This window comes from Natranaeroarchaeum aerophilus (assembly GCF_023638055.1).
Taxonomy (GTDB): domain Archaea; phylum Halobacteriota; class Halobacteria; order Halobacteriales; family Natronoarchaeaceae; genus Natranaeroarchaeum; species Natranaeroarchaeum aerophilum.
The window spans coordinates 54,946-76,379 of sequence record NZ_JAKRVY010000009.1 but is presented as its reverse complement, the minus strand read 5'-3'; the positions used below and the strand labels follow the sequence as shown (position 1 = coordinate 76,379).

The 21,434-nt window shown below is 62.8% G+C and carries 24 protein-coding genes; 17 read left to right on the top strand and 7 right to left on the bottom strand.

The genetic code is table 11. From position 1 onward, the window contains the following. Positions 1 to 48 precede the first annotated feature (48 nt). The gene (gene yciH, locus AArcSt11_RS14380) at positions 49 to 342 is read left to right on the top strand and encodes a stress response translation initiation inhibitor YciH (RefSeq protein ID WP_238477765.1); all 294 of its coding nucleotides are present in this window, start codon (positions 49 to 51) and stop codon (positions 340 to 342) included. A 67-nt stretch (positions 343 to 409) separates the two neighbouring features. Here yciH and AArcSt11_RS14375 read toward each other — a convergent pair whose 3' ends face one another. Both AArcSt11_RS14375 and AArcSt11_RS14370 read right to left on the bottom strand, forming a co-directional pair. Beyond that, positions 410 to 1,327 (bottom strand): acyltransferase, encoded by a 918-nt coding sequence (locus AArcSt11_RS14375; RefSeq protein ID WP_250598092.1) that lies wholly within the window; start codon positions 1,325 to 1,327, stop codon positions 410 to 412. Between the two features lie 95 nt (positions 1,328 to 1,422). Further along, positions 1,423 to 1,665 (bottom strand): hypothetical protein, encoded by a 243-nt coding sequence (locus AArcSt11_RS14370; RefSeq protein ID WP_250598090.1) that lies wholly within the window; start codon positions 1,663 to 1,665, stop codon positions 1,423 to 1,425. A 151-nt stretch (positions 1,666 to 1,816) separates the two neighbouring features. Between AArcSt11_RS14370 and AArcSt11_RS14365 the strand changes: the two genes are divergently transcribed. Then, positions 1,817 to 2,872: an aldo/keto reductase gene (locus tag AArcSt11_RS14365; RefSeq protein ID WP_250598088.1), complete on the top strand. Its 1,056-nt coding sequence runs from the start codon at positions 1,817 to 1,819 to the stop codon at positions 2,870 to 2,872. 100 nt (positions 2,873 to 2,972) lie between these two features. Here the strand turns inward: AArcSt11_RS14365 and AArcSt11_RS14360 are convergent, their stop codons facing one another. After that, on the bottom strand, positions 2,973 to 3,251 hold the full coding sequence (locus tag AArcSt11_RS14360) for a DUF7091 family protein (protein ID WP_250598086.1): 279 nt from the start codon (positions 3,249 to 3,251) through the stop codon (positions 2,973 to 2,975). A gap of 226 nt (positions 3,252 to 3,477) precedes the next feature. On the opposite strand from AArcSt11_RS14360, the gene AArcSt11_RS14355 reads away from it, so the two are divergent. The 3 genes from AArcSt11_RS14355 (at position 3,478) to cofG (ending at position 6,260) form a co-directional block, all read left to right on the top strand. Continuing rightward, positions 3,478 to 4,413, top strand: coding sequence for a replication factor A (locus AArcSt11_RS14355; protein WP_250598084.1), 936 nt, complete (start codon positions 3,478 to 3,480; stop codon positions 4,411 to 4,413). Position 4,414: 1 nt separating this feature from the next. After that, positions 4,415 to 5,002 (top strand): RPA family protein, encoded by a 588-nt coding sequence (locus tag AArcSt11_RS14350; RefSeq protein ID WP_250598082.1) that lies wholly within the window; start codon positions 4,415 to 4,417, stop codon positions 5,000 to 5,002. Positions 5,003 to 5,126: 124 nt separating this feature from the next. Beyond that, positions 5,127 to 6,260, top strand: coding sequence for a 7,8-didemethyl-8-hydroxy-5-deazariboflavin synthase subunit CofG (gene cofG / locus AArcSt11_RS14345; protein ID WP_250598080.1), 1,134 nt, complete (start codon positions 5,127 to 5,129; stop codon positions 6,258 to 6,260). Here the strand turns inward: cofG and cofH are convergent. Further along, positions 6,257 to 7,642 carry a 7,8-didemethyl-8-hydroxy-5-deazariboflavin synthase subunit CofH gene (gene cofH, locus AArcSt11_RS14340; protein ID WP_250598078.1) on the bottom strand — a complete coding sequence of 462 codons (1,386 nt, stop codon included), beginning with the start codon at positions 7,640 to 7,642 and terminating at the stop codon, positions 6,257 to 6,259. The two genes, cofG and cofH, sit on opposite strands and share 4 nt — an antisense overlap. Positions 7,643 to 7,821: 179 nt before the next feature. Between cofH and AArcSt11_RS14335 the strand changes: the two genes are divergently transcribed. The 6 genes from AArcSt11_RS14335 (at position 7,822) to AArcSt11_RS14310 (ending at position 13,176) form a co-directional block, all read left to right on the top strand. Next, the gene (locus AArcSt11_RS14335; protein WP_250598076.1) at positions 7,822 to 8,841 is read left to right on the top strand and encodes a phosphoribosylaminoimidazolesuccinocarboxamide synthase; all 1,020 of its coding nucleotides are present in this window, start codon (positions 7,822 to 7,824) and stop codon (positions 8,839 to 8,841) included. 49 nt (positions 8,842 to 8,890) lie between these two features. Next, positions 8,891 to 9,079, top strand: a complete 189-nt coding sequence (locus AArcSt11_RS14330; protein WP_250598074.1) for a DUF7576 family protein — start codon at positions 8,891 to 8,893, stop codon at positions 9,077 to 9,079. A gap of 93 nt (positions 9,080 to 9,172) precedes the next feature. Further along, on the top strand, positions 9,173 to 10,129 hold the full coding sequence (locus AArcSt11_RS14325; protein WP_250598073.1) for a succinylglutamate desuccinylase/aspartoacylase family protein: 957 nt from the start codon (positions 9,173 to 9,175) through the stop codon (positions 10,127 to 10,129). Between the two features lie 94 nt (positions 10,130 to 10,223). Continuing rightward, positions 10,224 to 11,417, top strand: coding sequence for a pyridoxal-phosphate dependent enzyme (locus AArcSt11_RS14320; protein ID WP_250598072.1), 1,194 nt, complete (start codon positions 10,224 to 10,226; stop codon positions 11,415 to 11,417). Positions 11,418 to 11,470: 53 nt separating this feature from the next. Then, a complete protein-coding gene (locus AArcSt11_RS14315; RefSeq protein WP_250598071.1) occupies positions 11,471 to 12,193 on the top strand; it encodes a phosphatase PAP2 family protein in 723 nt (240 codons plus the stop codon). A 149-nt stretch (positions 12,194 to 12,342) separates the two neighbouring features. Then, positions 12,343 to 13,176 carry a phosphatase PAP2 family protein gene (locus AArcSt11_RS14310; protein ID WP_250598070.1) on the top strand — a complete coding sequence of 278 codons (834 nt, stop codon included), beginning with the start codon at positions 12,343 to 12,345 and terminating at the stop codon, positions 13,174 to 13,176. A gap of 12 nt (positions 13,177 to 13,188) precedes the next feature. On the opposite strand, the gene AArcSt11_RS14305 is transcribed toward AArcSt11_RS14310, so the two are convergent. Next, on the bottom strand, positions 13,189 to 14,457 hold the full coding sequence (locus AArcSt11_RS14305) for a tRNA(Ile)(2)-agmatinylcytidine synthase (protein WP_250598069.1): 1,269 nt from the start codon (positions 14,455 to 14,457) through the stop codon (positions 13,189 to 13,191). 92 nt (positions 14,458 to 14,549) lie between these two features. Here AArcSt11_RS14305 and AArcSt11_RS14300 point away from each other — a divergent pair, with 92 nt between their 5' ends. Further along, a complete protein-coding gene (locus tag AArcSt11_RS14300) occupies positions 14,550 to 14,714 on the top strand; it encodes a hypothetical protein (RefSeq protein WP_250598068.1) in 165 nt (54 codons plus the stop codon). A 30-nt stretch (positions 14,715 to 14,744) separates the two neighbouring features. Here AArcSt11_RS14300 and AArcSt11_RS14295 read toward each other — a convergent pair whose 3' ends face one another. Both AArcSt11_RS14295 and tmk read right to left on the bottom strand, forming a co-directional pair. Beyond that, the gene (locus AArcSt11_RS14295; protein WP_250598066.1) at positions 14,745 to 16,442 is read right to left on the bottom strand and encodes a protein kinase family protein; all 1,698 of its coding nucleotides are present in this window, start codon (positions 16,440 to 16,442) and stop codon (positions 14,745 to 14,747) included. 89 nt (positions 16,443 to 16,531) lie between these two features. Further along, positions 16,532 to 17,131, bottom strand: coding sequence for a dTMP kinase (tmk, locus tag AArcSt11_RS14290; protein ID WP_250598064.1), 600 nt, complete (start codon positions 17,129 to 17,131; stop codon positions 16,532 to 16,534). A gap of 89 nt (positions 17,132 to 17,220) precedes the next feature. Between tmk and AArcSt11_RS14285 the strand changes: the two genes are divergently transcribed. The 5 genes from AArcSt11_RS14285 to cofC all read left to right on the top strand — a co-directional run bounded on the left by AArcSt11_RS14285 (position 17,221) and on the right by cofC (position 21,429). Then, positions 17,221 to 17,610: a hypothetical protein gene (locus tag AArcSt11_RS14285; protein WP_250598062.1), complete on the top strand. Its 390-nt coding sequence runs from the start codon at positions 17,221 to 17,223 to the stop codon at positions 17,608 to 17,610. Positions 17,611 to 17,668: 58 nt separating this feature from the next. Further along, a complete protein-coding gene (locus AArcSt11_RS14280; protein ID WP_250598061.1) occupies positions 17,669 to 18,556 on the top strand; it encodes a complex I NDUFA9 subunit family protein in 888 nt (295 codons plus the stop codon). 217 nt (positions 18,557 to 18,773) lie between these two features. Next, on the top strand, positions 18,774 to 19,952 hold the full coding sequence (locus AArcSt11_RS14275) for a tubulin/FtsZ family protein (protein WP_250598130.1): 1,179 nt from the start codon (positions 18,774 to 18,776) through the stop codon (positions 19,950 to 19,952). Then, complete coding sequence (locus AArcSt11_RS14270; RefSeq protein ID WP_250598060.1) at positions 19,930 to 20,733, top strand: hypothetical protein; 804 nt, start codon at positions 19,930 to 19,932, stop codon at positions 20,731 to 20,733. Before AArcSt11_RS14275 ends, AArcSt11_RS14270 begins: the two co-directional genes overlap by 23 nt. A gap of 45 nt (positions 20,734 to 20,778) precedes the next feature. After that, positions 20,779 to 21,429, top strand: coding sequence for a 2-phospho-L-lactate guanylyltransferase (gene cofC, locus AArcSt11_RS14265; RefSeq protein ID WP_250598059.1), 651 nt, complete (start codon positions 20,779 to 20,781; stop codon positions 21,427 to 21,429). The last annotated feature ends 5 nt before the right edge of the window (positions 21,430 to 21,434 follow it).

The following is a 21,434-nucleotide window of genomic DNA, read 5'->3' as shown; positions in this document are numbered from 1 at the left end:
CCCGGTCCCGACAACGTTTAATACGATAGTGGCATACATCGAACTGTAATGTCGGAAGTCTGCTCGACGTGCGGGCTGCCCGAAGAGCTTTGCGTCTGCGAAGACGTGGCCAAGGAATCCCAACAGATAGAGATCCGCATTGACGAGCGCAGATACGGCAAAGAGGTAACGATCATCGATGGATTCGATCCCAGCGACGTGGATCTGGATAGCCTGTCTTCGGACCTGAAATCCAAGTTCGCGTGTGGTGGGACCGTCGAGGAAGGGCTCATTGAACTCCAGGGCAATCACTCCGGACGTGTCGAGGACTTCCTCAGAGACCGTGGGTTTAACGTTGCCTGATTGATCGCCCCCGGCCATTCGGCCGGGCCGCAGACTTCTCTCACAGACCAGCCGATGACCCAATGGTTTACCGATCGAGTCGTCGGTCCGGCTCCAGATCACGCTGAAACTCGTCGAACTGTTCCAGGTCGTCCGGCAGCTCGTACTCCAGCTCGCGGTCGGCCTGTCTGTTCACGTTGACATCGTCGCCATCGACCGGTATCGCCTCGTCCTCGAAGCCGGGTTTAATTTTGACGCTCTTGGCGGGCATTCCGACCGCAATATGATGGTCCGGGATGTCGGTCTGGACGACACCGCGCGCGCCGACGATAGCGTTCTTGCCAACACGACAGCCCGCCCGGACCATCGCGTCGTAGGTGACGCGCGCATCGTCGTCGACGATCGTATGGTAGTTCCGTACCTCGGTCTGGTCGACGATGTCGTGATCGTGGCTGTAGAGGTGGACGCCGTCGGAGATCGAGACGCGATCCCCGATCGTCAGTTTACCGCGGTCGTCCAGATGCACGTCATCATGAATCACGACGTTGTCGCCGATCTCGATGTTGTGGCCGTAGGTCACCGAGATCCCCTTGAAAAATCGGCAGTCCTCGCCACAGTCGGCAAAGAGGTGATCCGCGAGCATCCGGCGAAATCGCAGGGCAAACTCGACGTTGTCGGCCATCGGTGTCGCATCGAACTGCCGCCAGAGCCACTGGAGATGTTTCGAGCGCTGGAACTGCGCTTCGTCCTTTTCGGCGTAGTACTCACTTTCCAGTGTCGAGTTACATGGGTCGTACCCCTGCAGGCGGACGCGCTCGGCGGGCGAAACGTCGCCGCCGTTTTGCCACCGCTCGTAGGCCTCCCGATCCCCATGTAAATCGACGAGGGTGTCCTCGACGACGGCACAGGTGTCCTCCTCGGACGCGAGGCGGCCGTCTACCTCGGTAATAAAGGCGTCGAGCCCCGATTCCGCGTCCGCGGGGAGGTCGACGTGGCGCTTGGTCATAGGATGGGTTTGCCGCCCGAGGTAAAATGGGTTTTCGTCCGGGCCGCGTTCGCCGGTGTTTGAGGACCTGCTTGCTTCAGGTTCGCGGATACGGCCTATTCCGCGAACAGCTCGTCCATCGACGCATCGATCGGAACGTCATCAGTCTGTTCCGAGCAAACGGGCTCGGTGTCGACATTGGCGACGAACCCCTCGAACTCGTTCGGTGATGGCCCATCACCACTCTTGTCGGGTGTATCGTCGAGCTGGGCGACAGTCTCCGGGTCGACTGCATCGAGCTCTTCCACCTTCTTCGACCGCCCACCACCGTTAATTTCATCCGATATCGGTCGTTCCATACACACCAGTGTAGTTTGCAAGATAATAAATATACTGGTGTCTGCCATTAATCTCCGAAGAAATATCTGTTCAAATAACTTCGCCAGTAGACGATATTGTCGAACCCCGGCATCCGTACGCGCTAAGTATCCCCACATATAACGAGTGTGTATGAACTATAGAACGCTCGGCGAGAGCGACGTCGACGTGAGCGAAGTTGGCTTTGGCGCGTGGGTCGTCGGGACCGACTGGTGGGGCGACCGCGACGAACAGCAGGCAATTGATATGGTCCGTCACGCCGTCGACCGCGGGATCACATTCTTCGATACGGGAGACGTCTACGGCCACGGCGCAAGCGAGGAGATTATCGGGCAGGCGCTGGGCGAGCGTCGCGAGGAGGTGACGATCGGCACGAAAGTCGGCTACGACTTCTACAACAACCCGCAGGCGGGCCACGGCGAGCTCCCCAAAGACGTCACACCCGAGTGGATCGAGACAGCGCTCGACCGCTCGCTGGACCGGCTCGACACCGACTACGTCGACGTACTGCAGTTGCACAACGCGAACGTCGACGAGGTCGACCGCGACGTCCTCGAAACGCTCGACGAGCTACAGGAGTCGGGCCGCGTCGACGCCGTCGGCTGGGCGCTTGGCCCCTCGATCGGCTGGCTCGCGGAGGGTGAGGCAGCGATCGAACACGAGTTCGACGCGCTCCAGACCGTGTTCAATCTCTTCGAGCAGGGGCCGGGGATGCACTTCGTCGACGAGATCGAGCGCCAGAAGGCCGAGACGTCGATCATGGCCCGCGTCCCACACTCCTCGGGCTTGCTCAACGAACAGGTGACGCCCGACACCGAACTCGAAGACGGCGACCACCGATCACACCGCCCGACCGCGTGGTACGAGACCGGCTGGGAGAAAGTAGAGCAGCTCCGATTCCTCGAACGCGACGACGAGCGGACGATGGCCCAGGCCGCCATCCAGTGGCTGCTCTATCACGACTCCGTTGCGACCGTGACGCCAACCTTCCGCACCACGGACGACATCGACGCGTGGGCGGCCGCAAGCGACGCACCCGCGCTCTCCGACGAGGAGTACGAACGGGTTCAGGAGCTCTACGCCGGGAACTTTGGGATCGATCGGGACGACGGCATGGACGCCTATCGGTCCTCCGTCGGCGGCGAGGACATCGAGTCGGCGGGCGTTCAACCCGCGTCGGGCGACTGATCACGGGGAACGTTGACAACCCCTGCGCTTCACTTCGAAATCGCACGAAAGGACGCCCTCTCTGACCACAGATTACACTTTCACCGCGCGTCGCGAGGAGTTACCACGTCTCGACAATGCCGTCCTGAACGTCTTCCGCACAGCCCCGACAGTCGGGATGGTCGGCGTCGAAACAGGCTGGTCGTCCCTCCCCGTCGAGGCGGACGGCGCGGCGCTCGGCGTGACGGCGACAGACCAGTCGGACGCGCCCTTCCTCGTCGCGCGGCAGCTGTGCCGTGGTCTGCCCCTCACGGTAGGCCTGTCTGGCTTCGGCGACCTGTCGGCCCGCGTTCTGGAGCGTAGAGCGGATGAACCGCTCGACGCGCTTGCGGTCAGCCACAGGGGCCACCGTCCGGTGTCATAGGCCGGCATTGGTCGTCGGGACACTAAGACCCATCGGGGTATCACCCGGTAGCCCCACGCTCGTTCGGTATTCGACCACGACAGACACGCCACCGCCACGTACCGAGATTTCACTTCCAATATGGGGGCCGGAAGTTTATATACGATCCCGGCCTACTCTCGAATGTCTCCCATCGGAAAACAAAGCGGAGACGAGAGAAACCATGACGGACCTTCGCACACACGCGGAAGACATACACGAACAGTTTTCGGACCACCTGGACGTAGACGTCGACGACGTCGAGTCGCGACTCTCGAATCTCGTCGACGAGTACAAAGTGCCGGTCGACGAGGCACGCCGCAGCGTCACCAACCACTACCTCGACGAGGCAGGATTGGAGCGCGACGCGCTCGGTGGCGCTGGTGGCGGGAGCGACCTGGTGGAACTGGCCGAAATCGACGAGGCCGAACAGTGGGTCACGGTCGAGGCGAAAGTCGTCGATCTCTGGGAGCCACGCAGCGACGCGGTCGGACAGGTCGGCTTGCTCGGCGACGAGAGCGGGACGATCAAGTTCACAAAGTGGGCCAAATCGGAGCTCGACGAGCTCGAATCCGGACAGGTCTACCGACTCGGCAACGTCGTCACCGACGAGTACCAGGGCCAGTACTCGGTGAAGCTAAATCGTACGACCACGATCGAGGAGCTCGAAGAGGAGATCGAGGTCGGCGACGACGCCGAGACGGTCGAGGGGGCGCTGGTCGACATCCAGAGCGGTAGCGGCCTGATCAAACGCTGTCCCGAGGAGGACTGCACGCGCGTCCTCCAGAACGGGCGCTGTTCCGAACACGGAGAGGTCGAGGGCGAGTTCGACCTGCGTATCAAAGGCGTAATCGACGACGGCCACGACGCCCACGAGGTCATCTTCGACAAGGAGGCGACCGAGGCGGTGGCCGACATCACGCTGGAGGAGGCAAAGGACATGGCGATGGACGCGCTGGACACGACGGTCGTCGCCGACGAGATTTCCGGCAAGCTGCTGGGCAAGTACTACCGCGTAGAGGGACCGGTCTTCGGCCGGTACGTCCTGGCCGACGTGGTCGAGGAGCTCGGAGCACCGGATGATACCGAAGAGATGCTGATCAAAGCGAGGTCGATCTAATATGAGCGACGCACCTACCCGCGAGGTCGCACGGCGCGTCTTCGCCAGCGAGTTCAACGACGCAGGCTTCACGTTCAAAGAATCCGACGACGAGCGCGCGCCGGTCTACGCGCTCCTTCCGACGGGAGAACACGCGAACCGCGTGTTCTTCGTCGGCACGCTGACCGAGAAGGAAGACGTCGGCGAGGACAACGAGTACTGGCGGGGCCGGATCGTCGATCCGACCGGGACGTTCTTCGTCTACGCCGGACAGTACCAGCCTGACGCCGCCTCGATGCTCCGTGATCTCGAACCGCCGGAGTACGTCGCGGTGGTCGGCAAGCCGAGAACGTACGAGACTGACGACGGCGAGGTCAACGTCTCGGTTCGTCCCGAATCGATCACTGTGGTCGACGACGGTATCCGCGACCGCTGGGTCGTCGAGGCGGCCGACCGGACGCTCGACCGGATCGATACGTTCGATCCCGAGACCGACGAGTACGCCGCGATGGCCGACGAGGAGTACGAGCTCCCGCTCGAAAACTACCGCCGCGACGTCGTGACAGCACTGGAAGATCTGGAAGAACAGGCCGCGCCAAACGCGGACTGATTGGCCGCGCGGACCAACTTCCCGCGCGGACCGACTTGCCACGCGAACGGACTCGCCGACCGATTTTTCGGGAGCGATCCCGGAGTGAGACGTTTATACCGATAGCCCCGCTACTCCCGGTGACGTGATTCCCGGGATCGACGAGTACGACGTGGACGTGAGCGTCGAGGAGGCAGCGATCGAGTCACTGCTCGACGTCGAACCGGCCGACGTCTCGCCAGCCGAGGAACTCTCCTTCGCGAGGAACGTCTTCGTCCCGCTGACGACGGCGTGTCGGTACACCTGCACCTACTGCACGTACTTCGATCCACCGGGCGAGGCGACGCTGCTCTCGCCCGAAGAAGTCCAGGAAATCCTGCAGACAGGGGTCGACGCCGGGTGTACGGAGGCACTGTTTACCTTCGGCGACGACCCGGACGACCGCTACACGGCGATCCACGACCAGCTCGACGAGTGGGGCCACGACTCGATTCACGAGTACCTGCGCGAGGTCTGTGAGATCGCACTGGACGAAGGAATTCTCCCACACAGCAACCCGGGGGATCAGACCTACGACCAGATGCAGACCGTTGCGGAAGTCAACGCGAGCATGGGCGTGATGCTGGAGACGACTGCGGACGTCGACGTTCACGCTGGCTCGCGCCAGAAGACGCCGGGCCAGCGGCTCAACACCATCGCTAACGCGGGCAAGCTCTCGGTCCCCTTCACGACAGGGATTCTGGTGGGCATCGGCGAGGACTGGCGCGACCGGGCGGAGAGCCTCCTCGCCATCCGCGAGATGCACGAACGCTATGGCCATATTCAGGAGGTGATCGTCCAGCCGGTGAGCGAAAACGAGCGCTGGCAGGGGGGATCGCCGGACCGGGCGACGATGCGGCGCGTCGTGGCGATGGCACGCTCTGCCCTCCCCGAGGAGGTGTCGGTACAGGTCCCGCCGAACCTCACCGATGCCCGTGGACTCGTCGACTGCGGGATCGACGATCTGGGTGGCGTCTCGCCGATCACTGACGATCATATTAATCCCGACTACGCGTGGCCAGCGCTGGACGAACTGGAAGCAGTAGCAGAGCATGCGGGGGTCCCCCTGCGCGAGCGCCTGCCGGTGTACGAGCGATTCCTGCCCACCGAATTGCGCTCCCCCGGATTCGAAGGTCGTGTCGCCACGGGCGACGACTGGCTCTCCGGGCGGATTGTGGATGCACTCGCCGAGCAATCAACGGCGGGCGAGCGATATCGCGCCATCCTCGCGGACGACTAGTCGTCAGCGGCAGGCGGTGTATTGTTCGCCCGATCGAGCAGCGGCGTCCCGTCGGCTCGCGGGCCAAGCAGCGGGCCGAGCGGCGCATCTCCGGCGTCGAGTTTTCGGCGCTTCCGGTAATCCGTCGAGCGCTCGACTGGGACGCGACCGATCGACTCGATCAGCTCGGCATACTGGTCGAACGTGCGGATCTCGCCGTAGTCCCCGCCCGCGCGCTTGGTGATCTCCTCGGAGAGGATCGTCCCCATGAAGTCATCGGCCCCGCAGGTGAGCATCTTCAGCCCCTGTTCGTCGCCGTACTTGACCCACGATGACTGGAGATGCTCGACGTTGTCGAGGAAGAGTCGGGAGACGGCGATCATCAGTTCGTCCTCGTCGTCGCTTGCGCCGCCGTCGACCAGCCCCTGACGGTAGAGTGGGGTCTCCGGATGGATGAACGACAGCGGGACGAACTCGGTGATCGCGCCGGTTCGGTCCTGCAGTTCGCGGACGCGCTGGAGGTGAATTGCGCGATGGGCTTCGTTCTCGACGTGGCCGTACATGATCGTCGCGGTGATGTCGAGACCGACGTTCGCGGCGGCCTCCATCGCGGTCAGCCACTCCTCGGTGCCGATCTTGCCAGGACAGATCGCCTCGCGGACCTCGGGGACGAGGATCTCCGCGGCGGTGCCGGGAACGCTATCGAGGCCCGCATCCCGGAGTCGGCGGTACACCTCCTCGTAGCTCCAGTCGGTGCCGCGGCGCGCGTGATACGCCTCCTCGGGCGTCATCGAGTGGACGTGAACGCCGTCGACGCTCATCGCGTCGATCTGTTCGACGTATGTGCCGGGATCGACGTCGTAGGCCTCGGGTGGCGTGTACTGGATATCGGGATCGTCGAGCGATTCGAGTAGTTCGCGGTGCTCGTCGTCCAGCGCGAACGCGGGATGGAGTCCCGAGACTGAACAGACCTCATAGATCCCCATATCGAGCGCGTCGTCGACGATTTCGCGGGACTGTGCTGGAGTCTTGGTGAAGCCCCCGTTTGCGCCATCGTGGTCGCTCTCGAAGCGCTGGGCGGCGTCCTTGAAGTTACAGAACAGACAGCCCACGTCACAGGCCGTCGTGACGTTGTTGTTGAGGTTCGCGACGAAGGTAACCTCCTCGCCGACCACCTCGGAGCGGCGTCGATCCGCGGCTTCGAGCACCTGCTCTTTGCGGCGGGAATTGATCCCTTCGGTCTCGCTGCCGGTCGTGAGTAACTCGATCGCGTCATCAACCGTGAGTCGTGTCCCATCCCGTGCCTTCGCCAGTGCGTTCTCGAAGGACTGGTCGCTGCTCGGGGTGTGCTCGAACGAGAGGTCGGGATCGTCGTCGACGCCGGTCTCGAAGCCGTCGGCCATCACCAGAGTTTGGGTCTCCCCTCGTTAAAACCTGTGCGGGTTCGTCGCGGTACGTGCCGAACTGCTGGCGCCGCCCGGACGTTGTCGGCGTGTAACATTGTATACAATGTGATATTGTTACAGTCGGCTGCCCGTCCGGTTCCGGCAGCTACATAATCCGCGAATCCGCCCATTTCTGTATGACCAGCGTCAAGGAGTTCCGCGTCGACGTCGAGGCGACCCCCGACGAGCTCGGTCGCGGTGCGTTCGTCTTTACGGACGCGTACTCGGTGTTCGACTGGGGACAGATGCCCGACGAGATTCCGGACAAGGGGGCCAGCCTCTGTGCGATGGGCGCGTACAACTTCGAGGGCCTCGAAGCCGAGGGCGTGCCGACTCACTATCGCGGTGTCGTCGAGGACGGCGATACCGTCCCGCTCGATGATGTCGACGCGCCGCCGACCGAGATGGCGATCGACCTCACGCAGGTTCCGGAGCTGCCACACGACGGGCGGGCGTACGACTACGATTCCTACCACGACGCCGCGGGCGAGAACTACCTCGTCCCGCTCGAAATCGTCTTCCGCAATCGTGTGCCGATCGGCTCCAGCTTGCGCCGCCGGACGGACCCGTCCGATCACGGCCTCGCCCTCGACGAATGGCCCGACGAGGCTGTCGATCTGGACGAGCCCATCGTCGAGTTCTCGACGAAGTACGAGGAGTCCGACCGGTATCTGGATCGGGACAAAGCGGACCTGATCGCCGGCGTCGCGGACATCGAGGAACTCGAATTGGTCGCCCGCGATGTCAACCGCGTCGTCACCGAGCGCGCCGACTCGGTGGGGATGACCCACGAGGACGGCAAGATCGAGTGTCTCTACTATGACGGTGAGATCCGTGTCGCCGATGTGGTTGGAACCTTCGACGAGAATCGCTTCAGCTACGAGGACCAGCAGCTCTCGAAGGAGGTCATCCGGCAGTACCACAAGCGAACCCAGCCCGAGTGGGTCGACGCGGTCGACGCCGCGAAAGCCGAGGCAAAAGAGACCGACGTGGCCGACTGGCGACCGCTCTGTGACGTCCAGCCCCAGTCGCTCGACGAGGAGGTCATCGAGACTGCGCGTGCCATCTACACGGCCGGGACGAACGCCTATGTCGGTCAGGGCCTCTTCGACGCGCCGGCGCTCGACGACGCCGTCGACGCGGCCCGAGAGCTGTAGCGCACAAAAATAGAACGTTTAAAACCTGTCGTCTACTTCAATGGCAACAATGGTAGATCCGACTTCAGATCTCGAAGAGGACGTCAGCGAGGACGACGCCCCCCGATGTGTCGTCTGTGACGAACCGATCGTCGAGGATCCCGCCCATCGCGTCCGGACGTGGGTCGAGGACGGGACAGTCGAGCACCGACACTTCTGTTCGGAGGCGTGCGAGGCCGAGTGGGAGTCAGAAAACTGAACGCCGCTTTTGCTCTCGGATCTCGCTTCGATACTGCTACTCTCCTCACGGATACCGAATTGACTAAGAGTATTCCGTTCTGCAGTACACGTAATGACAACGCTGGGGACGGCCAGCGCAGCACCCGGTGAGATAGACACCGGGCGACTGCACGTCGGCGAGACCCGTGATGGTAGCAAGATTGGACTTCCGGTCGCGGTCATAAACGGCGCAGCGGACGGCAAGCGACTCTACGTACAGGCGGTCAGCGACGGCGACGAGCTAAACGGTCTCGGCGTCCTCCGACGGTTCGTCCCGCAGGTCGAGCCAGCCGAACTCGCTGGCGAGATCCTGATTGTCGGAATCGTCAACTACCACGCGTTCCAGGTCGCCGAGCATCGAAATCCGATCGACGACACGAAGATGAACCGGGTCTACCCCGGCAACGATAACGGCACGTCAAGCGAGCGGATCGCCAGCACGACGTTCGACGCCGCAGTCGGATCGGATCTCGTCATCGACCTCCATCAGGGGTCGACGAGTCGGATGATCAACGAAACGCGGGTTCGGTGCGGGAAGCGACATCGAAAACACACGGCATGTCTCGAACTGGCCAAAACCTTTGGTTGTGGCTACATCCTCGATCAGAAGGGGCCGGACGGCCAGCTGGCCAGAGCCGCCCCCGACGAGGGGATCCCGACCATCGACCCGGAGCTGGGCGGCGCTGTCGGTCTCGACGAACGAAGCGTCGAGATCGGTGTCGAGGGGCTGTTCAACGTCCTCCGCGAGTATGACTTCCTGAGCGGAATGGCCGATATCGATCCACAGGTCCGAGCCTCGGGCTTCGACCAGTACGGCTCGCCGTCGGGTGGACTGGTCGATTTTGCCGTCGATCTCGGCGATCGAGTCTCGGCGGGCGATCGACTCTTCACGATCACGGATGTCTTCGGAACGGTAAAATCCGAGGTAACCGCGGACAACGACGGGGTCTTCTGGCGGACTCGCCGCCTTCCACAGGTCGCAACAGGCGAATACATCTGCTCGGTCGGCACAGATATCGACACGTACTGAACGTGGTTCTGCCGGCGAAACGCTCTTTGCACTGATGTGTGTGAGTACCGCACAGACAGCGGATCCGCGGCCGCCGGTCCGCACTCCCCTACACATGAGTACTGATCTCCATTGCCGATCCTGTGACAGAACCTACGACGCAAGCGCCGAGGAGCCGTGGCGGTGTCTCTGTGGCGCACCGCTGGATTATGCCGAACGCTCGCTTCCCGGTCGAAACACCCCACCAGTCGCCCGGTCGATCGACCGCAATCTCGGTCTATGGGCGTTTCAGGAGTTTCTTCCCGAACCACCGCTGGTTACGTTAAACGAGGGCTTTACGCCGCTGGTCGACGCCGACGGCTGGAACGCCCAGTTCAAACTGGAGTATCTGTTCCCCTCGGGCAGCTACAAGGATCGCGGTGCAACGCTGACTCTGTCCCGCGCTGCCGCGCTCGACGTCGACAAGGTGATCGAGGATTCCTCGGGCAACGCCGGTGCTGCGATCGCCACCTACGCCGCCCGTGCCGACATTGAGGCCGATATCTACGTCCCCGCGGACGTGAAACAGTCGAAACTCGTCGCGATCCAGCGAGCGGGTGCGCGCCCGATTCGGGTCGAGGGATCGCGCGAAGACGTCACCGACGCCTGTCTTGACGCAGTTGAGGGTGCCGACGGGGAGCGATCCGAGGGGCCACAGCAGACGGGGACCGGCTGGTATGCCAGCCACGCCTGGAACCCGGCCTTTTACGCCGGGACGGCGACGATGGCGTACGAAATCGCCGCCCAGCGGGAGTGGTCGGTACCGGACGCACTCGTCGTCCCGCTCGGACACGGGACCGTGTTACTGGGCGCGTACCGGGGCTTTACCGCACTGCGTGAGGCTGGCTACACCGACAGGATCCCCCGGTTGCTCGGGGCACAGGCGGTCGGCTACGACCCGATCGCCAGCGAGCTGCACGACGATAATGACGTTGACGAAGACGCCCCGGAAAGTGCCCTCACCGAAGCGCTTGGGAACTCCGACAGGCCGCCGGAGACGAACGACCTCGCGGATGGGATTCAGATCCGATCCCCAGCGCGCGAAGAGCAACTCTTCGAAGCGATCGAGCGGACGAACGGCGATGCAATCGCGCTGGACAGCGACGATGTCGAGAGCGAACTCGATCGGCTCCACCGCAACGGTTTCTACGTCGAGCCCACGAGTGCAGTCGCAACCGCCGCCCTGCATGCGTACCGGGAGCGCGGCGTCCTCTCGCCGGATGCGGACGTCGTCGTGCCGCTGACCGGAAGCGGGATGAAAACGTTATGACCTGTCTCCAGCGCTAGACAGTCGTTTTTGCCGTCGGCTATCGTACTCATGTTATGTCACGGGGGGTCGGTGAGGTCGAACTGCTCGGCGAACTGCTGCCCGACCTTGCCGCGATTCCGATCGCTGTCCTGACGCAACTGGGCTCGTTGCTGTTCGTTGCCGTCCTGCTCGCGGTAGTGTACTGGCACTCGGACCGTCCCGGCGCGATTCGGCTGAGTGCTGCGTTGCTGGTCGCGACGGGCGTCTGGATGGTGCTCAAAGATATCGTCGGGGCACCCCGACCTCACCAGCCCATGCTCGATCCGGAGACGCTGTCGCCACTGCTCGCTCTCGTGTTCGAGTACGCAGTCGTCGACAGCGGATACGGGTTTCCCAGTGGCCACGCGGTCACTGCGACTGTCACGTACGTCACGCTGGCGGGAATCGTCTCGTCCGGCACGGCGAACCAGCGGTATGCGCTGGCAGCGGTTCTCGTTGCCGTGATTGGGCTCTCGCGAATTGCTCTCGGGGTTCATTATCTCGTCGACGTGCTTGCGGGCGTTGCTATCGGACTTGCCGTCGTTGGTGGGATGCGGATACTGACCGAACGAACGGACGGGACCGGACTCGATGCCGCGTTCGGGTTCGGTGCGGGACTCGCACTGGCCAACCTGGCTATCGGCGAGCCAGGAACTGGGTCACAGGTCTTTGCAGGCCTCGCGCTCGCAGCGTTCGCCGGATGGCAACTGCACGAACTCCGGTTGACTATCGGCTCGAACCCTGATTTTCAGGGCTGACAACTCGTGTCTCAGAGTGTGTCACAGCCCCACACAGTCACCGTCCGTGCTCGAATTCGTGCTATCGAGCCAGTCTGTCCACCCAGATATGTATTGTTCCATTTACGACGAAACGTATATTAACAGTAATCATGTGAGTGTTCTAATGTATGCAGCGAGACGTCGGTGCAGTCGACCTGTTCCAGTCGTTTGTCCCTGATTCCCTCGCCATGGTGATCGCCCTCCTCACGCAGCTCGGTGCCCTCTGGTTCGTCGGATTCGTTCTGGCGGGCGTCTATCTGTTTCACGATCGAGAGGATGCGGTAGTGATCGGCGGGCTCTTGCTCGCCAGCACTTCGACGTGGCGTGCGATCAAGGAAGTGTATCCGATCCCACGACCCGACAGGCCGATGGTTGCCGTCGAGTCGCTCCCGACCCTCCTCCAGCCCGCGTTCCAGTATGCGGTCGTCAATACCGGGCCGGGATTCCCGAGTGGGCACGCGATGACCGGCACGGTCGTCTACTTCCTGCTCGCGGAGTACCTCCCCGTCAGCACGCGGCGGCGACGCTATACCGTTGCGATTGGGATCGTCGCACTCGTCGGCGCAACACGGATCACGCTCGGCGTCCACTACCTCGTGGACGTGATCGCCGGCGCAGCGCTCGCACAACTTCTGATCGTGGCTGCCGGACGTCTCCTCGCCCGATATCCCGACCGGCGGGCGCTGATCGCTATCGTGATCGGCGTCTGTCTCGCGGTCGTCAACCTGTGTGCGAACCTGCTGGTCAACCCGGTGAACCCCAAAGACGTGATCGTGGTGACTGCCGCCCTGACCGTTCTTGGCTGGTGGATCGTCGTGGTGCGTAATCGCTGGACACTGCCCGCCATCAGGTCCCGCCGGGTGTCACCCACGGCCCTCAAAGCGACGTTCGGGAGTGTGATCGCCGCGCAGGTCGTACTCGGTCTGCTGGCGTTCAACGTGCCCGCGATCGTGCTCGGATAGCAGGGCCGCCCGTCACCGTTCAGGATGTGTCGGCGCGTCGAACCCGCCTCGCACGAGCGGCTTCGCAATGTGTCGGCGCGCGCACGGCGGCACCTCGTACCAGCCCGGTTCGAGATCGCGTTCGATCCGGCGCTCGACTTTCCCATCCGAGCTGGTCTTGCAGTCCCGACAGCGATACCCCTGTCCCGCACCCGCGCTCTCCATTCGACGCTCGCAGTCGGGACAGGTTGGCGTCACGAGCTCCGTCTCGTCAAGCGTGCGTACCGCGAACTTCTCCAGTTTGAGCGTTCCGTCGCTCACCTCGCCACAGACCGTCACTCGATCGCCGACCCGGAGCGTCCGGACGCGGTCGCGGAACCGTTTCGTCGGCTCGAAGGCCGCACACTGTCGGCTGGCGTCCCCATCCTCAACCGTCAGGAAGACGTGACCGCCCTCACGGGTTTCGGGCGGGTCGACGACCGTCCCGTCGACGCGGTAGGCGTGTCCGTCCTCGATGTCACCAGGTTCGCCGTCGATCAGGTGGCTGTCGGTGCCCTGATTGGTGTGAAAGAGCCGCGCTGACTCGACAGGCTCACTCTCGATTCGCTGGGCGAGTGTCCGAACTACGTCCGCGTTGTCGCCGCGGATCCCGTGGAGGATCGGCCCCGGCGTGTGCGGGACACAGACCGCCTGTCCCTCGACACGGTCGACGGTATCCCACGCCTCGGGGTAGTAGTCGTCTGCAGCAGCGAAGACGGTATCGAGGTCGATATCCCGTGGCGTTCCGCGGCGTTCGTCTTCGCGGTAGGAAATATATTCGTAGGTCCAGTCGTCGTGTGCTCGCCACGCCCCGATCGCCGCGAGCGCGCCGATTCGTCCCCGTCCGCCATCCCAGCCGGCGCTCCGGTAGCCGTGGGCGTCGATCAGCGCCCTGGCGTCGGCGAGATCGTGGTGTCGAGACGTTGCGTCCCCTGCGAAGGCAGCGACATCGTCGGGGACCGCCTCCGGGGAGCCGCTGGCGACGACGACGCCCGGGCTCGTGCGAGGATCATCAGTCACTGCCGAGTCCGCGACGAACTCGCGGGCGATCCCGAACGCCCGATCGGGTGTGAGATCCGTATGAATCGCGAGTGCGGCGTTCCCACGGGTCTTGTGCTCGACCGCGGGATTGAGGCGAATCAGCAGGACGCGGGTGACCGCGCTGCCCGCCGCACTGATTTCGTCGGCGATCCGACTCGCGGCATACGTCGTACACATTCCCTGCTCGCGCGAGTCGGTGTCGTCGAGCCCGATGACCGTCATTTGCTCCCGTTCAGTGCGCGGTCACAACGAATCTTGCGACTCCGGGATCCGGCGGCGAGGCGTTTATTCGGCTGTACATTGTTCGTACGGCTATGGGCCCCGCGACCCACAGGTGTGTCTGCGGCGCGACAGTGCAGTACAGGCAGGACCTCAGGAAAGAGGACGGTGACGTTTACCCAACCTGGAAGTGCAAGGACTGCGGGACGCCGGTGCCGGGACAGATCGCCGAGCGGATCAAAAACCAGCATCCCTCGTGATGCCCACGTAGATGCCAGGGCAGTGAGTGATTACTCGGTAACCTCTGCATCGTCGGTCGCCCCAGCAGCGGCTGCAGTCGATCCCGACACTTCGCCGCCCGGGCCGTAAATCCCGCTTCCATCGTCGTTAGCGATGATGTGTGCGGTATGCTCCCCGGGGAGACCGCCCCGATCCTCGATTTCGACGGGGAACTCCTCGTTATCGAGACCGCTTACGTCGTCCGACCCAGCGACGATCTCCTCACCGCCGTCCGGGTAGCTGATCAGGACAAAGTAGTCTTCGGGGGCAGTGACTTCGATCGTCACATCGCCGCCGTCTAGAGCCTGGTCCGGGAACGTGACGGCGGGCTCCAGGGTCGCTTGCTCATCCCCGTTTGCGGCCTCTTGGCCGTTTTCGTCGCCGTTCGCGGCTTCCTCACCGTTTTCGTCCTCGTCGCCACCGCCGAGGATCGAGGTTCCCAGTACTAACAGTCCGCCAACACCGAGTGCCCCGATGCCCACCCCTGCAACGAGACTCCGCCGGGAGATGGCTGCGTCATCGCCCCCGGATTGCGAGTCCGGGTCAGTGACTGTTTCGTCCGTAGCCTTACTGTCACTTTCGTCCGTAGCCTTACTGTTGCCTCCTACATCGACCCCGTCGCCTGTATCCCCGGTAGATCCATCGACATCCTCGTCATCCGGAGATCCGTCGTCGTGTTCACCCCCTGCAGCACCATCGTCGGACTCTGTGGAGACAGTATCGGGGGTCGGCTCGGTGTCCTGCTCGTCCTTGTTAGAGGCCGCATCCACGGTGCTATCAGCAGCGACTTCGTCGGTCTGGTCGGAATCGCCAACCTGTTCGTCGTCGGAGTCGGCTGGGGTGTTGCTCCCGGACGCCGACGGCTGTTTGTCGCCGTCAGCATCGGCCGGTTCGGCTTCGCTCGCTGCAGTCAAGCCATCGCTGATACCGCGCTGCAGTGCTGGCAGTGACTCGTAGCGGTCCTCGGGGTCGGTCGCAAGAGCAGTGGCGAGGGCATCGTCGAGTTCGGGTGGCAGGGACGGATCGATCTCCGAGGGCGGCGTGATCGACCCAGCCCGGATCGCCGCCGCGAGATTGTCGTCCGGATCGATCGGTGGCTGTCCGGTCAGGGCGTAATACACGACGCCACCGAGCCCATACACGTCGGCGCTGGACGATTTCTCGTCCGGTTCGTCGAGCAGCTCCGGCGGAGTGTACGGCGTGATCGGCGTCTCCCCGGCAGCGACTCGACAGGCTCGCTCCAGCCCCCAGTTGTCGACGACCGCGTCAATCGCGCCCTCGTCGTTGCGCGTCACCCAGATCTGCTCGGGATCAAGCGCCAGATGGAACGAGCCGTAGAACAGTCCAGCGTGCTGGAGAACATCCGCGACATCTTCGAGAACCGTTCCGATCTCCTCGTGAGTGAGATCCGCGGTGACTGGCTCCCCGTCGAGGTGCTCGACGGCGATCCACGGCCGTGGTCGCGTCCCTGTGGCATGGACCGTAACACAGTTGTCGTGACTTCCGTGTTTCTCCCACTGACCGGCGACCTGCGTGAACGCCGTCCGTACCGCGCGATCGGTGATCTCCGGGGCGATAGTGAGCAGCCGCCAGCGCTCGCCGTCCTCGAGAACGGCGTCGTACAGGTGGATATACTTCGACTCGGCCCTGTGGTCGACCGACCGAGCGTCCGGCACCGCTTCGAGCAGTCCGTCCTCTGTCCCCGCCATTATTGTCTAATATAGATGTAATTTAACATCACATATATATTTCGACGCGAGCAGAAGGAACGTCGAGACACGAGGACGGAACAAAGGGGTCACGCACCGCCTGGTTCGGGGTCGACGACCTGGTCGAGGGCGTCGACGACCTGTTTCAGCACTGCACTCTGTGAGTCCGAGGCATCGATCCGGACGAACCGACCGGGATCGTCCTCGATTAGTCGTTCGTAGTTCTCCCGGACTCGCGAGAGGTAGGCGTGCTGTTCGAACTTGTTGGTCTTGCCGCTTCGCCTGGCAGCGGTCTCGGGATCGATGTCGAAGTAGATCGTCAGGTCTGGTCGGACCGTAAACGGCTCGTGGACATCCCGGACGTACTGCATCGGCTCGTCGAGGACATCCGCCAGTGTCGCGCCCTGATAGGCGTACCGCGAGTCGGAGTAGCGATCGGAGATCACGAGGTCGCCACGATCCAGAGCAGGCTGGACGGTCTCCGCGAGATGAGCCGCATGGTCGGCCGTGTAGAGGAACAGCTCGGCGAGCGGATCGGCGTCGTCGTCCCCGATTGAGCGGTTCACCGCCTCGCCGTACCACGTCTCCGTCGGCTCGCGGGTGAATACGGCATCCGGGAACTCCTCGTGTAGCGCTTCCCAGACGGTCGTCTTTCCGCTCCCGTCGATCCCTTCGAGCGTCACCAGCATACCACCGGGTTCGCCCTGACTGATCAATTGTCTGTCGGAGTCCGCCTGTAGGGACCCCATTTTTCTTAGCTGCTGTTGTTAGCTGGAGTATGGCCCGAAGACTCCTGATCCTTGCTGGTCTCATCGAACTGCTCGTCCCCGGCCGGGTTATCAACGCCGCCGAGCGGATCGCCCTCGAAAACCCGGACGACTGCGAACTGCGCGCGTGGACGATCCCGATGGCTCGACTCGAAGCCCTGGTCTGGCTACTGCTCGCACGCCGCGGTGATCCCCACGGTCGGGTCCGCAAACTGTTCGCATTCGTGTGTGGACCGGCCGTACTCTTTCCTCGACGATACGTCGATGTCGGCGCGCGACTGGCCTACGCCGACCCCGATCGGTGCGAGTGGAAGCCGTGGGTCGTTCCCGCGACACGCGTGATGGGAATGTGTGTCGTGCTGGCATTCCTCGCACGTGGGGACGGAGACAGCAGAGAGTAAGAACCGGACCCCTCAGTTTCGCGGTACATTTATCGGCGATCAACCCCACTCTCGTAGCATGAATGTCCTTGTCGCGGGCGGAACCGGATTTATCGGTCGAAACCTATGTACGGAACTCGTCGACCGTGGGCACGACGTCACGGCGCTCTCACGCGATCCCGATCCGAGTGAGTTGCCCGAAGGCGTCGAGACAGCTGTCGGCGATCTCTCGGCCTATGACTCGATCGAGGGCGCGTTCGAGGGCCAGGATGTCGTGGTCAATCTCGTTGCGCTCTCCCCGCTGTTCAAGCCGCCGAAAGGAGTCACGCACATGACGGTCCACTACGGTGGGACCGAAAACGTGCTACAGGCGATGGACGAACACGGTGTCGACCGACTGGTCCACATGAGTGCACTGGGTGCGGACCCTGACGGACTCACCGAATACATCCGTGCGAAGGGGCTCGCCGAGGAGGCAGTTCGGGAGGCGGATGTCGATTCGGTGATCTTCCAGCCCTCCGTCGTGTTCGGCGACGGCGGGGAGTTCGTTCCGTTCGCACGCAAACTCACGCCCGGACCGCTGTTCAAAGTCCTTCCCGGCGGCGGCAAGACCCGGTTCCAGCCGATTCACGTTGACGACCTGGTGCCGATGCTCGCCGATGCAGTCGAAGATGACGCCCATACGGGAGAAATCTACGAGATCGGGGGCCCGGATGTGCTGACCCTCGCGGAGGTGACCCGTCTTGCGTACGAGGCAGAAGGGAAGTCAGCCAAAATCGTTCCACTACCGATGACGCTTGCAAAAATCGGGCTGACTTTCGCGGGTCCGGTCCCGTTCATACCGATGGGGCCAGATCAGGCGCGCTCACTCCGACTGGATAACACTACGACGGACAACGGTGTCACCGCTTTCGGGGCCGATCCCGACTCCCTCACAACGCTTCAGCAGTATTTAGGACTGTCCTAACGCCAGCACTTGTTTTTTACTCCGACAGAATAACAGATCTTAAACACCCGCTACGGTCCCGTAGAATGTTTCTTCCAGTCCATCAACAATTACCGATAGGATCTCCCCCCGTCTTGCGGTTTTTTGCTATTGAATAGACGGCCCTTACTCACACCATCACAAGGCTTATATTCCTATTACCTCTGTTCTCATGCCAACGGAGACCCGGATACGAATTATGAAACTGGCGATGATCGGTTTTGGACAGGCAGGCGGGAAGATCGTCGATAAATTCCTCGAATACGACGATCGGACCGGCAGCGGGATCGTTCGATCCGCAGTGGCGGTAAACACCGCCAAGGCGGATCTGATGGGGCTAGATCGGATTCCCCAGGAGAACCGCGTACTGATCGGCCAGTCTCGCGTAAAGGGCCACGGCGTCGGCGCGGACAACGAACTCGGGGCCGAGATCGCGGAGGAGGATATCGACGAGGTGCAGGGTGCAATCGACGCAATCCCCGTCCACGAGGTCGACGCGTTCCTGATCGTCGCCGGGATGGGTGGCGGTACGGGAAGCGGCGGTGCGCCCGTACTTGCAAAGCATCTCAAGCGAATCTACACCGAGCCCGTTTACGGACTGGGTGTGCTGCCGGGTAGCGACGAAGGCGGAATTTACACGCTCAACGCCGCACGATCGTTCCAGACATTCGTTCGCGAAGTGGACAACCTGATGGTCTTTGACAACGACTCGTGGCGTCAGTCCGGCGAGTCAGTCGAGAGCGGCTACGCCGAGATCAACGACGAGATCGTCAAACGCTTCGGGATTCTCTTCGGAGCTGGCGAGATCAATCAGGGCGATGAAGTCGCCGAAAGCGTCGTCGACTCCAGCGAGATCATCAACACGCTTTCGGGCGGCGGTGTCTCGACGATCGGCTATGCGCGCGAGGAAGTCGAAAAGGGTGACGATGACAGCGGTCTTCTTTCACGCTTTACCGGCGGCGACGAACCGCAGGTCGACACCGCACACACGACCAACCGGATCACGAGCCTCGTCCGCAAAGCTGCACTTGGGCGGCTTACGCTCCCCTGTGAGATCGACGGCACCGAACGCGCGTTACTCGTATTGAGTGGCCCACCGCAGCATCTCAACCGGAAAGGGATAGAGCGCGGGCGCAAGTGGCTCGAGGAGCAGACCGGTAGCATGGAAGTGCGCGGTGGCGACTACCCCGTACCCGAATCGAACTTCGTCGCCAGTGTTATCCTGCTCGCGGGCGTCTCGAACGTCCCCCGGATCAAGGAGCTCCAGCAGGTCGCCATCGAGGCACAGGACAACATCGAGGACATCCGATCGGAAAGCGAAGAGAACTTAGAAAGCCTTGTCGAAGATGACGAAGATGAACTTGAACCGTTATTCTAAGCTTACTACCCTGCTCGTCGTCGGCTGTCTCCTGCTTGCCACGGTCGGTCTCGCAGGAGCCGTCACTGTCACCAGTGAGGACGTCCCCGACGAGGCGGAGGTCGAGTCGGATATGAGCGCGACTGTCGAGATCGATGACCTCTACGACGACTACGACGAGTGGGCGATCGACGGCGAGACCGAGTTGAACAACGTCACCTGGACGGTCACGTACTACGACGGTGACACCCAGATCGACGAACACCAGATCGATGGACAGGAGATCCGACAGGACGGTATCGACCGGAGCCTCGACGAAGAGCCACGCCAGGTCGAAGTGAGCCTGACCGGTGAGGTTCCCGAAGTCGAACAGTACAGCTACGAGCCACGCCAGGAGTTCACCGCGATGAACATCACGCAGGTCCGTAGCGACGACGGCGCAACCGAAGATATCGGCTCGTGGTCGACCCATCACTACACGGCCAACAGCTCCGACGCGCGAACGGCGATCGACGACGCGAGCGCTGCAGTTGAGGAGGCTCGCGACAGCGGTGCTGATGTCGACCGTGCCGAGAGTGACCTCCAGAACGCCATCGACTTCTACAACGATGGGAACTTCGAGAGCGCGATCAGCAACGCCGAGCAGGCACAGTCCGAAGCCGAGGACGCACAATCGAGTGCCGAACAGCGCGACTTGCTCCTCTACGGTGGAGTCGGTCTCGTCGGGCTGCTGGTCGTCGCCGGACTCGGATTCCTGCTCTACAGGCGCCAGCAGGGCGACGACTACGACAAACTCGGCTAGTCCGAATTCGCAACGTCCTTTTTCACTCGACGTCGATCCATAGCCATGCGTGTACTCGTCCCGTTCGACGCGAGCGAGCCCAAAACGCGCCTTTCGGACGTGCTCGACCGGCGAGAACGGGCCGAGTTCGCGTACGCGATGCTCGAGGACGTGCTGTCGGCGGTTCGGGAAAGCGGTGAAGAGCCGGAGCTACTGGCGACGGCACCGCTGGCGGACGAGCGGGATGTCACTGTCCCGGTCACCGTCGACGACCGCCCACTCTCGCCCGCGATCAACGACGTGCTTGCAGGCGCTGACGAACCGGTCGCCGTCGTGATGGCCGATCTCGCGCTAGCGCGTCCAGCCGATCTCCACCGGCTGTTCGACGCCGATGGAGAGGTCGTTGCAGTCCCGGGGCGGGGCGGCGGGACGAATGCCCTTGTGGTCCGTCATCCCGAGTTCCGGGTCGACTACCACGGCGTTTCCTTTCGTGACCACCGCAAGGTCGCTGCCCGGATCGGTGCTGCGTTCTCCGTGTTCGACTCGCACCGTCTCGCCACGGACATCGACGAGCGAAGCGACTTGGTCGAACTACTCCTGCACGGTGCGGGGCATGCCGCCGACTGGCTCGACGCAGCCGGATTCCGCCTCGCGGAGACCGGGGGACGGGTCACCGTCCAGCGCACCGACGACTCGGATTCCGAACGTCTCAAATAGGCGGG

Excerpts from the sequence above, each read along its gene's own strand:
- AArcSt11_RS14350 (WP_250598082.1), top strand. The coding sequence starts at position 4,415 with ATGAGCGACGCACCTACCCGCGAGGTCGCACGGCGCGTCTTCGCCAGC.
- AArcSt11_RS14315 (WP_250598071.1), top strand. The coding sequence starts at position 11,471 with ATGTCACGGGGGGTCGGTGAGGTCGAACTGCTCGGCGAACTGCTGCCC.
- AArcSt11_RS14375 (WP_250598092.1), bottom strand. The coding sequence starts at position 1,327 with ATGACCAAGCGCCACGTCGACCTCCCCGCGGACGCGGAATCGGGGCTC.
- AArcSt11_RS14310 (WP_250598070.1), top strand. The coding sequence starts at position 12,343 with ATGCAGCGAGACGTCGGTGCAGTCGACCTGTTCCAGTCGTTTGTCCCT.
- AArcSt11_RS14300 (WP_250598068.1), top strand. The coding sequence starts at position 14,550 with ATGGGCCCCGCGACCCACAGGTGTGTCTGCGGCGCGACAGTGCAGTAC.
- AArcSt11_RS14365 (WP_250598088.1), top strand. The coding sequence starts at position 1,817 with ATGAACTATAGAACGCTCGGCGAGAGCGACGTCGACGTGAGCGAAGTT.
- cofC (WP_250598059.1), top strand. The coding sequence starts at position 20,779 with ATGCGTGTACTCGTCCCGTTCGACGCGAGCGAGCCCAAAACGCGCCTT.
- AArcSt11_RS14320 (WP_250598072.1), top strand. The coding sequence starts at position 10,224 with ATGAGTACTGATCTCCATTGCCGATCCTGTGACAGAACCTACGACGCA.
- tmk (WP_250598064.1), bottom strand. The coding sequence starts at position 17,131 with ATGCTGGTGACGCTCGAAGGGATCGACGGGAGCGGAAAGACGACCGTC.
- AArcSt11_RS14280 (WP_250598061.1), top strand. The coding sequence starts at position 17,669 with ATGAATGTCCTTGTCGCGGGCGGAACCGGATTTATCGGTCGAAACCTA.
- AArcSt11_RS14285 (WP_250598062.1), top strand. The coding sequence starts at position 17,221 with ATGGCCCGAAGACTCCTGATCCTTGCTGGTCTCATCGAACTGCTCGTC.
- AArcSt11_RS14325 (WP_250598073.1), top strand. The coding sequence starts at position 9,173 with ATGACAACGCTGGGGACGGCCAGCGCAGCACCCGGTGAGATAGACACC.
- cofH (WP_250598078.1), bottom strand. The coding sequence starts at position 7,642 with ATGGCCGACGGCTTCGAGACCGGCGTCGACGACGATCCCGACCTCTCG.
- AArcSt11_RS14330 (WP_250598074.1), top strand. The coding sequence starts at position 8,891 with ATGGTAGATCCGACTTCAGATCTCGAAGAGGACGTCAGCGAGGACGAC.
- AArcSt11_RS14305 (WP_250598069.1), bottom strand. The coding sequence starts at position 14,457 with ATGACGGTCATCGGGCTCGACGACACCGACTCGCGCGAGCAGGGAATG.
- AArcSt11_RS14295 (WP_250598066.1), bottom strand. The coding sequence starts at position 16,442 with ATGGCGGGGACAGAGGACGGACTGCTCGAAGCGGTGCCGGACGCTCGG.
- AArcSt11_RS14335 (WP_250598076.1), top strand. The coding sequence starts at position 7,822 with ATGACCAGCGTCAAGGAGTTCCGCGTCGACGTCGAGGCGACCCCCGAC.
- AArcSt11_RS14275 (WP_250598130.1), top strand. The coding sequence starts at position 18,774 with ATGAAACTGGCGATGATCGGTTTTGGACAGGCAGGCGGGAAGATCGTC.
- AArcSt11_RS14370 (WP_250598090.1), bottom strand. The coding sequence starts at position 1,665 with ATGGAACGACCGATATCGGATGAAATTAACGGTGGTGGGCGGTCGAAG.
- yciH (WP_238477765.1), top strand. The coding sequence starts at position 49 with ATGTCGGAAGTCTGCTCGACGTGCGGGCTGCCCGAAGAGCTTTGCGTC.
- AArcSt11_RS14355 (WP_250598084.1), top strand. The coding sequence starts at position 3,478 with ATGACGGACCTTCGCACACACGCGGAAGACATACACGAACAGTTTTCG.
- AArcSt11_RS14270 (WP_250598060.1), top strand. The coding sequence starts at position 19,930 with ATGAACTTGAACCGTTATTCTAAGCTTACTACCCTGCTCGTCGTCGGC.